General features: G+C 68.2%; 11 protein-coding genes and 1 pseudogene. 7 read left to right on the top strand and 5 right to left on the bottom strand.

From position 1 onward, the window contains the following. Positions 1 to 18: 18 nt before the first annotated feature. Entirely contained in the window at positions 19 to 1,665 is a 1,647-nt protein-coding gene (locus LIV37_RS40845) for a GMC family oxidoreductase (protein ID WP_020872909.1), read from the bottom strand. A 360-nt stretch (positions 1,666 to 2,025) separates the two neighbouring features. Between LIV37_RS40845 and LIV37_RS40840 the strand changes: the two genes are divergently transcribed. Beyond that, the gene (locus tag LIV37_RS40840) at positions 2,026 to 2,169 is read left to right on the top strand and encodes an integrase core domain-containing protein (RefSeq protein WP_020872908.1); all 144 of its coding nucleotides are present in this window, start codon (positions 2,026 to 2,028) and stop codon (positions 2,167 to 2,169) included. A 63-nt stretch (positions 2,170 to 2,232) separates the two neighbouring features. Here LIV37_RS40840 and LIV37_RS40835 read toward each other — a convergent pair whose 3' ends face one another. Beyond that, complete coding sequence (locus tag LIV37_RS40835) at positions 2,233 to 3,144, bottom strand: LysR family transcriptional regulator (protein WP_020872907.1); 912 nt, start codon at positions 3,142 to 3,144, stop codon at positions 2,233 to 2,235. A gap of 273 nt (positions 3,145 to 3,417) precedes the next feature. Here LIV37_RS40835 and LIV37_RS40830 point away from each other — a divergent pair. From LIV37_RS40830 to LIV37_RS40820, 3 genes and pseudogenes are all read left to right on the top strand, one after another. Continuing rightward, positions 3,418 to 4,049 (top strand): annotated as a pseudogene (locus LIV37_RS40830) (NADPH-dependent F420 reductase). Between the two features lie 104 nt (positions 4,050 to 4,153). Next, positions 4,154 to 5,092, top strand: a complete 939-nt coding sequence (locus tag LIV37_RS40825) for an SDR family oxidoreductase (protein WP_020872904.1) — start codon at positions 4,154 to 4,156, stop codon at positions 5,090 to 5,092. Positions 5,093 to 5,173: 81 nt separating this feature from the next. After that, positions 5,174 to 5,833: an NADPH-dependent F420 reductase gene (locus tag LIV37_RS40820; RefSeq protein WP_121824989.1), complete on the top strand. Its 660-nt coding sequence runs from the start codon at positions 5,174 to 5,176 to the stop codon at positions 5,831 to 5,833. Between the two features lie 306 nt (positions 5,834 to 6,139). Here the strand turns inward: LIV37_RS40820 and LIV37_RS40815 are convergent, their stop codons facing one another. Both LIV37_RS40815 and LIV37_RS40810 read right to left on the bottom strand, forming a co-directional pair. Next, the gene (locus tag LIV37_RS40815) at positions 6,140 to 6,682 is read right to left on the bottom strand and encodes an NADPH-dependent F420 reductase (protein ID WP_020872902.1); all 543 of its coding nucleotides are present in this window, start codon (positions 6,680 to 6,682) and stop codon (positions 6,140 to 6,142) included. Between the two features lie 54 nt (positions 6,683 to 6,736). Beyond that, a complete protein-coding gene (locus tag LIV37_RS40810) occupies positions 6,737 to 7,669 on the bottom strand; it encodes an NAD-dependent epimerase/dehydratase family protein (RefSeq protein ID WP_020872901.1) in 933 nt (310 codons plus the stop codon). Between the two features lie 137 nt (positions 7,670 to 7,806). On the opposite strand from LIV37_RS40810, the gene LIV37_RS40805 reads away from it, so the two are divergent. Both LIV37_RS40805 and LIV37_RS40800 read left to right on the top strand, forming a co-directional pair. After that, positions 7,807 to 8,727, top strand: a complete 921-nt coding sequence (locus LIV37_RS40805) for a LysR family transcriptional regulator (RefSeq protein ID WP_121823914.1) — start codon at positions 7,807 to 7,809, stop codon at positions 8,725 to 8,727. Between the two features lie 120 nt (positions 8,728 to 8,847). Further along, positions 8,848 to 9,360 carry an SRPBCC domain-containing protein gene (locus LIV37_RS40800; protein WP_020872899.1) on the top strand — a complete coding sequence of 171 codons (513 nt, stop codon included), beginning with the start codon at positions 8,848 to 8,850 and terminating at the stop codon, positions 9,358 to 9,360. Positions 9,361 to 9,880: 520 nt separating this feature from the next. On the opposite strand, the gene LIV37_RS40790 is transcribed toward LIV37_RS40800, so the two are convergent. Beyond that, a complete protein-coding gene (locus LIV37_RS40790; protein WP_020872898.1) occupies positions 9,881 to 10,789 on the bottom strand; it encodes a LysR family transcriptional regulator in 909 nt (302 codons plus the stop codon). Positions 10,790 to 11,029: 240 nt separating this feature from the next. On the opposite strand from LIV37_RS40790, the gene LIV37_RS40785 reads away from it, so the two are divergent. Continuing rightward, entirely contained in the window at positions 11,030 to 11,779 is a 750-nt protein-coding gene (locus tag LIV37_RS40785) for an SDR family NAD(P)-dependent oxidoreductase (protein WP_020872897.1), read from the top strand. Positions 11,780 to 11,953 lie beyond the last annotated feature (174 nt).

Here is an 11,953-nt window from a genome sequence, read left to right as displayed (position 1 = left end):
CTTCGGTCATGATCGCGACTACGCTGGGGTGACGGCGCTCTCGCCCGCGATGGGGCCGGCGAGGCGTCCGCGGATGAGGTCCGACAGCCGTTCCGCGGCGGCGATGGTCGGCAGGTTCGTATTGGCCCGCGGCACCTCCGGGAACACGGAGGCGTCGGCGACCCAGAGCCCGTCGACGCCGAGGACGCGGCCGGACGGATCGACCACCGTACGGGGGTCGTCGGGCGCGCCCATGCGGCAGGTTCCGCAGATGTGGCCGGTGTCGCCGATGGTCTCCATCAGCCAGCGGTCGACCGTCGCGTCGTCGGACAGCGCGTCGAGGCCCCGGCCGGCGATGTCGATGGCGATGTGCTCGAAGGCGGTGTCGAACGGTCCGCTGCGCAGCAACTCCACGCAGTGCCTGACGCCGTCACGCATCCGGACGAGGTCCGCGCGGTCGCTCAGCAGATCCTGGTCCATCACCGGATGCACGTCCGGGTCCGCGGAGGCCAGGCGCAGCACACCGCGCGAGAACTGCTGGTTCGCCCACAGACAGAGCAGGCCAGGACCGCCCGCGGTGTGGCCGCCACCTGCGCCGCCCCAGGTTCCGCCGGTGCCTTGCGCGACGAGGTGCGAGTCGCCGGGGTCCGGCAGGGCGAGCGTCTGGTTGATCGAGGCGATCATCATGTCGTTCTCACCCGCTCCCTCCAGTCCGGAGGAGTAGCGCAGACAGCAGTTGGTCTGCCGGGCATCGACGTCGGGATGGTTCCCGGGCCGGGCGTACAGCCAGAACAGCGCCAGAGGATGTTCCTGCATCCCCTCACCGACCGGGAGCGCCGCCACCGGGCCGTCCGGCCCGATACCGGACCGCAGCAGGATCGCCGGAGAGTGCACCGCTCCGGCGCACAGGACAACGTGCTGGGCACGAACTTCCGTCCAGTCGTTCCCCCGGCGCACCCGCACCCCGACGGCCCGGCCGCCCTGGACGAGCACCGTGTCCACCGTCGCGCCTCCGAACACCCGCAGGTTGGGGCGCTGTCGGGCCGGCTCGAGGTAGCCGTCGTTGGTCGTGACCCGCGCACCGTCGCGAGAGCTGATGGCGTACGGCGAGACACCGGTCCCCGCCGGCCCGTTGTGGTCGTCGCACCAGGCATGGCCACGTCCCAGCGCGGCCTCGGCGAGCGCGTGGTCGGCAGGGCCCCAGTCCTCGCGGCCGAGCCGCTGCACCGGTATGGGTCCGTGATCGCCGTGGTGAGGGCGGTCCCCGAAGTCCGCGTCGCTCTCCATGCGTCGCAGGTACGGCAGCATGTCCGCGTACGACCAGCCGGGACAGCCGTACGCCGCCCACCGGTCGTAGTCGTCCGGCATGGCCCGGAAGGCGATCATGCCGTTGACCGACGACGAACCGCCGAGGCCCCGTCCGCGCACATGCGGCCGCGGCGCCTGGGCGCGGCTGCGCCGTGACGTAAGACCTGGCCACTGGAACTCCGCGCAGGCCTTCTCGTCCAGCGCCCGCCAGCCGTTCATACTGCGCAACTGCGGTGGGGCGTCGGCGGGCCGCCAGTCGCGCCCGGCCTCCAGCAGCACGACCTCGCTGGCCGGATCCTCGCTCAGACGCGCCGCCAGCACGCTCCCGGCGCTGCCGCCACCGACGACCACCCAGTCGGCTTCCACTGTCGGCGTCATGGTGTCCCCACCTCCATCCACACGCTGGACCTCGTCGCCCCGTCGGGCGAGGCGACGGGCTCATGATTGATGACGTGACCGAAGAGCGGCCGTCGTGGACGTCTTGCCGCGGACTCGGACAGGCGGTACAGCGAAGGATCCGTCAACTGGGTGGACATGTGCGGCTCCCCTTGGCGCGACGCTGCGCGTGGTGGGTCGGGTCGGACAGCCGTGAGGGTCGTCGTCCCACGGCGACCCGGGCGCCGGATGGGGCGCGAAGGCAGGGGTTGAACTAACTTCAATTCTGTGGGGAGCGTACTGCCCCGGACGGAAGAGCGGCAAGACTCGTGACGGACACGACATGACACGTGTGACCACTCCGTGGAGACGACGGCCCGCGCGCCGAAGGCCAACGCCCACTGCGAACAAGTGATCGGCACCCTCCGCCGAGAAGCCCTCGACCACCTGCTCATCCTCGACGGAGCTCACGCCCGCCATGTCCTGGCCGCATACCTCCGGCCCTGAGACCAGCCATCACTGTTGTGGCCGCGTGCCCGCTGCTGGCGCTGGTGTTGTCAGCCGGACTGCTCAACTGCGCTTTGAAGCGGCACCGCTCGCAAGTTGCCACATTTCATAGTTCCCGCATTCTGCGGTGATCTGGGCCGTTGCCTGAGCCGCGGTGAAGAAGTCATCGACCACTGGCGAGGTGCGCGATGCCGCCATCGCGAGGCAGACCTGGTCGGGCGCCAGGTCCGGGATGGGCACATAGGTGACGTCCGGATGTGAGTAGAACACGGTCGCCGAACGGGCCAGGAACGAGATGCCCCGGCCGGCCGCGACATGCTCGAGCGTCTCGTCCACCCCGCGCACCAGGTACCCGGCGTCAGGGTGCGGGCGCCTGGTGGGCTGCGTGCTCGGGTCGGCATGCCAGACCAGTGGTTCGCCGGCCACGTCGGCCTCGGTGACCTCCTGCTTGCCGGCCAACCGGTGGCCGGCGGGCAGCACCGCCACCCGCGGCTCGGTGTACAGCGGGGCGACGCGCAGACCGGCCTCGTCGATGGGCAGCCGCACATAGCCGACGTCGATGCGGCCGTCGAGCAGCATCGGGGCCTGGTCGTCCCATTCGATCCGCTGCACGTCCACGACCACGTCCGGGTGCCGGGCCTCGAACGCCCGCGCCGCAGGGATGACCGGGATGCCGGCCCGGAAACCGACCACCAGCCGCTGGCTGCCGCGGGCGGCCACGGACACCCGGCGGCGGACCGCGTACGCGGAGGCGAGCAGCGGGCCGGCGTCGGCCAGCAGTTGTCGGCCCGCGTCGGTCAGGGCTACGCCGTGGCGGTCCCTGGTGAACAGCGAGGCGCCGAGGTCCTGCTCGAGCGCGCGGATCTGCCGGCTGAGCACCGGCTGCGCGATATGCAGCTCTTCGGCGGCGCGGCCGAAGTGCAACTGGTCGGCCACGGCGACGAAGTAACGCAGTTTGCGCAGGTCCAGATCCATGGCACCTCCCGGCCCGGTGATGCCTCCAAGGTATCACCACGGTTGAAAGAGGTCTTGGACACCCGCTCAGGCCAAATGGCAACCTGAATACCTAATGGGCCGAAGCGAATTCGGCATAAGAATTCGACAGCGGAATTTGGTAGCAGGGCCCAGGCCCTGAACGAGCACATCAGGAATTGAGCGCCGCCCATCGCGTCATTCGACGTCGTCGACGACCCAGCCGTCGGCGACGAGGTATGGCGTCCTTTCCAGCTTCAGAAAGCAGGCACACCAATGAGCAGCATCAGCATTATCGGCCTGGGGAACGTGGCCCGCGCCCTGGCCGCCCGGGCGCTCGCCGGCGGCAACGCCGTGGAGATCATCGGCCGTAACCGGCCAAGGCCAGGGAATTGGCCGCCGCGCTCGGCGGCGCCACTGTCGGGACGGCGGGCGCCGCCCCGGCGGGGGACATCGTTGTCCTCGCCGTGCCGTACGCCGGCGCGGCGGCGGTGGTGAGTGAGTACGGGGACGCACTGCAGGGCAAGGTCATCATCGACGTCACCAATCCCGTCACCTCCGATTTCCAGGGCTTTGTCACCCCCGAGGGCAGTTCCGGCGCGCAGGAGATCGCCAAGGCCGCGCCCGCCGGCGCGCATGTCGTCAAGGCGTTCAACACCCTGTTCTCCCATGTGCTGGCGGCCGGTCCGGCCGAGGGTCGTCCGTTGGACGTGTTCATCGCCGGCGACGACGCGCAGGCAAAGGCACGCGTGTCGGCGTTCATCGAGAGCCTGGGGCTGCGTCCGATGGACACCGGGGAACTGCCGATGGCACGGGCACTGGAGAACGTCGGCCTGCTGGAGCTGGGCCTCATCAGCCACTCCGTCAAGCACGCCAACTTCTCCCTCGGCGTCACCATGCTCGGCTGAGCGCACCCGCGCCACCACATCTCGCGCCACATCACGCCAGTCGGTCTGCGGCACGAGAAGAGCAGCCCCTCCACCTACCTTCACAAGGACAGAAGGACAGTAAGATGCGCGTTTTCGTCGCTGGTGGGACCGGCCATTCCGGTTCGTACATCATCCCCGAACTCATCGCCGCCGGGCACGAGGTCACCGGCCTGGCCCGGTCGGACACAGCCGCGGCGGCGGTGTCCGCGCTCGGCGCGAAGGTGCGTCGCGGCGACCTCCAGGATCTCGATGGGCTCAAGGAGGCGGCCGCGGACTCCGACGGCGTCATCCACGTCGCGCACAGGCAAGACCTGCTTTCCTCCGGCGGGATCGACGCCGTGGCCGCCGCGGAGCTCCCGATCATGCTCGCGTACGGCGAGGCGCTCGCGGGAACCGGAAGGCCGCTGGTCGCAGCGGGGAGCATCGGCTCGCCCGGGCAGCACCTGGGCCGGCCGGCCATCGAGGAGGACCCGGCCCTTCCCGGCGGCGATGAGCACAAGGGCACCCTGCGGGTCCGTAACGTCGTGGAAAGGGCCGTGATCGGCCTCGCCGAGCGGGGAGTGCGCTCCTCGGTCGTGCGGATCGCCAACATCGCGCACAGCACGACCGATCGTGCCGGCTTCCTCCCCACGCTGATCGCGCTCGCGAAGGAGAAGGGCGTCGTCGGCTACCCCGGGGACGGCGCGAACCTGTGGAACGCCGTGCACGCCCGCGATGTCGCCTCCGTGTTCCGCTTGGCGCTGGAGAAGGGACCGGCCGGCAAATACTGGCACGCGGTCGGGGACGGGGGCATCCCGTTCCGCGAGATCGCCGAAGCCATCGGCAGCCGTCTGGGCCTGCCCGTCGTGAGTGTTCCCGCGGACGTCCTGATGGTGCCGGGATACTTCGGGTTCCTCGCGAACATCGTCACGCAGAGCTACTCGGCGTCCAACCTCATCACCCGCCGGACCCTCGGCTGGCAACCCGATCAGCCCGGCCTGCTCGCCGATTTGGACAACGGCCATTACTTCCCCGCCGGCTGACGGCGGGGACCCGGACCGCAACGAGTCCGGCTGATGACAAGGGTTCGGCTCTTCTGGAAGGACGTCGAAAGTATGACGACTGTGGGATTCATCGGAAGCGGGTACATCGGCAGTACCATCGCGCGGCTCGCCGTCGAGGCCGGGCACCAGGTCGTGCTCAGCAACTCGCGCGGTCCCGAAACGCTCGCGGACACGGCCGCGGAACTGGGGCCGCGGGCGTCCGCGGCGACGAGCGGGGAGGCCGCGGCGGCCGGTGACATCGTCGTGGTCACGGTGCCGGTCAAGTCCTTCCCCGACCTGACCGCCGCGCCACTGGCCGGGAAGACGGTCATTGACACGTGCAACTACGGCCCCGAGCGTGACGGGCACATCCCCGAGCTCGACAGCAAGTCGCTCACCTCGAGCGAGCTGCTGCTGCGGTACACCCCGGACGCCATGCTCGTGAAAGCGTTCAACAACATCTTCTTCAAGCACCTGTTGTCACTCGCCCGCCCGGCGGGGGCGGCCGACCGTTCGTACCTGCCGATCGCCGGGGACTCCGTGTCGGCGAAGGCGGCGGTGACCGGATTCATCGAATCCATCGGGTACGGCGTGGTGGACGCGGGAGCGCTGGCCGACAGCTGGCGACAGGCGACGGGCACGCCGGTGTGGGGGACCCCGTACGGGCCGTTCTCGAACGAGAAGGGCCAGTCGGCCGGCGAGGACGCCATCCGCGCGGCACTGGCCACCGCAACGCGATAACCGCAAGCCGGCGCGGGCCGCAGCATGGTCCGGCCGTGTCCCTCGCGGAAGCCGCCGACCCGACCGGACGCATCGACAACAAGTAGGACCCGTCGTCGATGCAGGCCGCCGCACAGGACGACCTGTGCGGCGGCCTCCACGATCTGCCTGACCTGGTGGGGATGCCGTAAACGATCGTGCTTCCGGCTCCCGACGCAGGTGTGATCTCGCGCGCTCCGCCAGGTCACGGCTTCGCCGCCGCGGTGATCCGATTGGCGCACACGCACACGCCCACGCGGAACGTCCCCGCTGGATCAATCGATTCGATCAGAGCTCGCCGGGAACGGCGAACCGGTAGAAGACGCCGCCGACCGGCTGGATGCCCATGAGCAGCCAGACCGCGTTCTCGAAGTCGCGGGCCCGTGAGAGATCCCCGACGCGCACCGGGTCGTAGCCGGCGTCACGGATGAGCCGCTCGGTGACCTCGCGGGCGCCCTCGTCCGCGACATACCAGTTGCTCGGCCGCACCCGCTGCTCGCGCACCGCGCCGAACAGGCCCGCGAAGTTCATGTTGAAACTCTTGGCCACCGGACCGCGGGTGAAGGACTTCACCTCATCCGCGTACGACGGAAAATCGCCATGCCGCGCGGGCATGATGTTGGTCGCGTCGATCGCGATTTTCCCCTCGATCCCCGACACCCTGCTCAGGGCGTCGGAAATCTTGTCGCCGGGAACCGCCACCAGGACCACGTCCGCGTCAGAGGCGTCCCCGCCGTCCCGGCCGAGTTCGTCGACATCGTGGCCCGCGGCCCGCCACAGACCGGCCAGACCTCCGCCGATCATTCCTCTTCCGATCGTGACGATCTTCATTCCAATTCTCCTTTTGAATGAACCCTCATGTGTGCCGGTTGCGCGTGTGGTGTTTCACGCGCCACCGGCGGCCACCGAGTTCCTGACGGCGTCCAGACCGGCGCCATGGGAAACGATGGGCTTGTATCCGAGTTCGGCCACGGCCTTGTCCGTGCACAGGAGGCACGGCTGCCCGAGGAACCACCGAGCGGGTACGGGGACCTCGCGGGCGGCGGTCCCGGCGTCCAGGTCGGGAATCGGCGTATCGACGCCGTAGATCCCGAACAACGCCTCCATGAACTCGCGCAGGACGACCCGGTGCTGGTCGGTGACGAAGTAGGCCTGTCCCGGCCGACCGTGCCGCCATCCGAGTACAAGGCCCTCGACGGCGTTGTCGACAAAGGTGACGTCGGTCGCGTGCCGGCCTCCGTCGATCCAGGCGAACTGCCCCGCCCTCGCCGCCGCCACCAGGCCCTCGGTGAGGATGCTGCCGGGGCCCCAGACGAACCGCGGGCGGATCGAGACCGTGGCGAAGCCGGGGGCATTCGCATCGAGCACGATCCGCTCGGCGACCGCCTTCACCGCGCAGTAGGCGGCCTCGGAGTCCGGCCGCAGCGGCGCGCTCTCGTCGATGTCCACCAGCGGGTCGCCGGCCAGGAGAGCCGCTTCGCTCCCGCAGTGGACGAACCGGGGAACCAGCGCGTCACGAGCCGCGTCGACCGCCGCCCGGGTACCGCGGACCGACACCAGCTCATGACGCTCACGGTCAGCGGTGATGTCCGTCTCGGCGGCCAGGTGGAACACCACGTCGCTGCCCGTCACCTGGTTCCGCCACGTGGCCGGTTCGGTCAACTCGCCCCGTACGGGCTCCGCGCCCAACGCCGACACCTTCGCAGCCGACCCCTCGCTTCTGACCAGAACACGGACCGCGTGTCCCTCACCGAGGAGCCGCCGTACCAGCACCTGACCGATGAACCCCGAACCGCCCGTGACGAACGCCCGCGCCATGAAAACCTCCTTCACCGTGTGCTCGCCTTCTCGACCGCCATGGGGCGAGAAGCTGTCACGGGGGTTCAGCGACGAGGGGCCTCCAGGTCTTCCCTCGACAACAATCATGTTCCGAGGGTCTGCTATAAAATTGACGAATGGCTTCTCTTCGCGCGCTGGAGTGCCTCGTCGCGGTCGCGGACACCGGATCGATCACCCAGGCCGCACTGCTGCTGCATTCCTCGCAGCCCGCCGTCTCCCATCAGATCGCCTCGCTGGAACGCGAGACCCGAACGGCCCTGTTGCGCCGCGAACCCCGGGGGGTCAAGCTCACCCCCGCGGGGCGTGCCGCCGTCGCCGACGCCAGGCGGGCGATCGAGGCGGCCGCCTCCGCGGTCAGGTCAGCGCGTGCGGCCGGTCAGGCCGCCGGAGGAATGCTGCGGCTGGCCTGCGCACAGAGCCTCAGCGTCGCCCTGCTCGCCCCGGTGATCCACGGATGGCACCGCCGCCACCCGGAAGTGGCGATCACCCTGCGCGAGTCCACCGCGATGGACGAACTGCTCCGGTTCGTCGACTCCGACGAGGTCGACGTGGCGCTGCTGCCCGGCTCCCCACCGGGCAACTTCACGATCACCGCCGTCGCCGAGGAGGAGATCGTGTTGACCGCACCCGCCGGCCACCCGCTGGCCGAGCGGCCGGCCGTGCGTCTGGAAGACCTCGAAGGCGCGCCGCTGGTCCACTTCGCACCGGACAACGGCCTCAGCGGTTGGCTGGACGGGGCCCTGGCCCGTGCCGGAGTCCATCCCGAGACGGTGATGCGGACCTCGGTGACCACCGCGGCACCACAACTCGCCGCCGCCGGGCTGGGAATCGCGGTGAGCCCGGTCAGCGCGGTCAGCGCGGGCTTCCCCGGCGCGGTGCGCTCGTTCACCCCACGGTGGGTCAGGCAGTTGGTCGCGGTGACGTCCGCCGAACCCGACCCCCTCCTCACCCGATTCCTCGCCCACCTGCGCGACCACGGCGTACGGGTGCCTCGCGACGTACGGAATCAGCTGGCGGAGGTGCCATCAACTGGCTGAGGGGGAGCCATAAAAGATACGAAGGCCAAAGCCCGGGCGACAGGGGAATCAATCCTCAGGCCCGCCAGTTGACGCGCATCGAAAGTGCTCTCCAAAAGGTCCAAGAAGGAGAAACGATCGATGTACGACAAGGTGAATTGGCCCGAGCGGTATGACCCGAAGACGTCAGCTATCTACGCACTCAATGACATCGATGTGAAGGCACCACCGGAAGTGGTATGGCAACTGCTCGTCGATGCCGAGAACTGGTCGAGCTACTTTCCTCCCGAAGATCAGGTCAAGATCCTCAGTGGTGAGCCGGCACTGGCGCTCGGCACCGAGTACAGCCGGGTGACGGTTGGATTTCCGATGAGTCTGAGGGTGACGGAATACGAGTCCTTCAGCAGGCTCTCGTGGGAGACGGTGGTCGACGGTGACGAAACCGGTTCGAGCGCGTACCACGGCTGGGTCATCACGCCGACGGATGATGGTTGCCACGTACTGACCGAGGAAACGCAGCAGGGTTCCTTCTTCCTCGAGGAACTCGGACGCAAGCATCCCGGTGCGCTCTACCGCTATCACCAGGACTGGGTCGAACGCCTCGCCCGCGCCGCAGAGGCGCACGTGGCGAAGGCTGGGAATCTGCCCGCATAACCGCATGGGCCCAGGTGGGGCCCCTTGAACCGCTACGCCGCCCGCAGCATCGGCGGCGTAGCGGCATTCCGCGCCGGTACGCGGGAGGACTCTCACGCCAGCGGAAATCGATCCCGCACTACGCGAGTGGTCGACCGCGACCTCCGAGCGGCAGACCGGCCAGGTAAGGGCCCCGCCGACCGAGGGAAGGATCAGTCAACTTCCAGGGGTGTATCCAGGCTCAGTCGCCACTTTGGCGAGCGCCGCAAGACGTTTTTCGTGGGTGCGCCAGAAAACGTCGGGTGCCGACTTCGCCAATTCAGCAGCTTTTCGCGGACGGCAGGATAGAGATGCTCTTCCTCAGCGACTGAATGTCGCACCAATTCAATGGTCACGTGGTCCAGCAGCCGCTTGCGCTCGGAACTTCCCGGAGTGACGGCCTGGAGCTCTTCAAAAAGCGAGCGGTGGAGACAGGGCGGCATCGTGAATGGCTTCGGGGCCCGACGTCGTTCCATATTGGTGCAACGTGGAAAGTGAACGCTCAAACAGTTGCGGGCTGACAGAGGAGTCCTGTACCGCACCAGTTCTGCTGGTTGAGATGGTCGAGCATGGCCGTCTCTGCCGAACCCGGATTGCGCCGCACGCCGACGAGGACGGGCTCGGTCAGGGAGGGCTGTAGCGGGCAGGCCAGTTCTTCGAAGCCTTCGGGGATGGCCGAGGCCGGGACCACGGTGACGCCCAAGCCCTGCGCCACGAGCCGCACCGCGGTGGAGATCTGTGACGCTCGGGCCACCGTGTGCGGGCTGAGGCCCGCGTTGGCGAGCAGGCGGGCGAGGTAGCCATCGAGCAGGCTGGCGCGCCGGAACCGGATCCACCCCTCTGACGCCAGGTCTTCCAGGCGCAGGGGGGCGCCGTCCGAGAGAAGCGGGTGCCCCTTCGGCAAGACGGCGACGTAGGCTTCCTCGCCCAGAGGGTGAATGTCGAAGGTGCACCCGGCCGGGATGTGGTGCACGAGGACCATGTCGAGGGTTCCCTGGCGGACCAGTCGTTCCATGTCCGCGGGATCGGGCTCCTCGTGGAGAGTCACCTGCAGCTTCGGGTGGCGATCGCGCAGCTGCCCCAATACCTGGGGCAGCTGGCGTGCTCCCAGTCCCATGTGGACAGCGATGATGAGTTCGCCTGCCAGTTCCCCGTCGGCGGCGCGGGCGGCCGTGATGGCACGCCGGGATGCGGTCGTCGCGATCTTCGCCTCCACGAGGAAAGCCCGCCCTGCCACCGTCACCGTCACCCCGCTCGGGGTGCGGGTGAACAGCTGCACCCCGAGGTGCTTCTCCAAGGCGCCGATCTGCTGCGACAGAGAGGGCTGAGTGACCCGCAGGCGTTCTGCTGCCGCTGTCATGGAGCCCTCGTCGGCGACGGCCAGGGCGTATTCGTACTGGCGCAGGTTCATTCGAGTCCAACCTTCGACATGACATAGGAGATGTCAATGCAGACTATACGTTGCCACTATTTGCCTCTATGTCGGGCCGGTCCTACCGTGGTGCACGCCCAGCGCAGCCACCGGGGCCGGGAAGCTGCGGGACGGCGGCCGCGTCCTGCAGGCGCGCAAGTCCTGCGACGCCGGCTGTCAAAAGCAGGACGAGGCAAAGCAATGTGTCCGGCGCTCACAGTCTCGGCTCAAGGAGAAAGCATGCGTCTCGCGAATAAGGTAGCCCTCGTCACTGGCGGGAGCGCGGGCCTTGGCCTGGCGATTGCCCAGAGATTCGGAAGTGAAGGCGCCCACGTCTACATCACGGGGCGACGGAAGGAGGCGCTCGAAGCCGCGAGGGCTTCCATTGACGGACATGTAACGGCGGTCACCGCGGACGCTGCAGCGTCGGGTGATCTCGACGATTTGGTCGAGGCTATCCGTCAGGAGAGCGGGCACCTCGATGTGATCGTCGCGAACGCCGGAAGCATTGAGCGGATGAACTTCGGGGACGTGACCGAGGAACACTTCGACCGCACATTCGACCTCAATGCCCGCGGCACGCTGTTCACCGTCCAGAAGGCGCTGCCGCTTCTACGAACGGGCGGCTCGATCGTTTTGCTGGGCTCGATCACGGCATTCAAGGGGGATCCCGGGGCAGGGGCTTACAGCGCGGCGAAGGCCGCCGTGCGCTCCTATGCGCGCACGTGGGCGGCAGAGTTCGGCGACCGGGGTCTTCGGGTCAACGTGCTGAGTCCGGGACCGATCGACACGCTCATCATCGACGGACAGGCCGAGTACTTCGGTCAAGATCCAGAAGCTCTCCGAGCCCACATGAGCACCCTTGTCCCAATGGGCCGCCTCGGGCTTCCCGAGGAGATCGCCAATGGTGCGCTGTTTCTCGCCTCGGACGAGAGCAGTTTCATGACAGGTGCAGAACTCTGCATCGATGGCGGTATGGCTCAGGTATAGCCCGCTTCGGCCGGAGCAGAACTGGGCATGAGCTTGTCCTACGATTTTGGCGCGACTGTCCGCTCCTGCGGGAACTTCGACGGGCGATCTGCCTGGCCATAAGGGTGATCGCGGCCCAGGTGATGAGCGATTCCGATTCTCTGAACTATTGAATCTGGTACGCCCCTCAATTGG

The organism is Streptomyces rapamycinicus NRRL 5491 (assembly GCF_024298965.1).
In the GTDB taxonomy this organism is placed as follows: domain Bacteria; phylum Actinomycetota; class Actinomycetes; order Streptomycetales; family Streptomycetaceae; genus Streptomyces; species Streptomyces rapamycinicus.
Note: the sequence above shows the minus strand (reverse complement) of the source record. Positions and strands in the feature narration are given on the sequence as shown.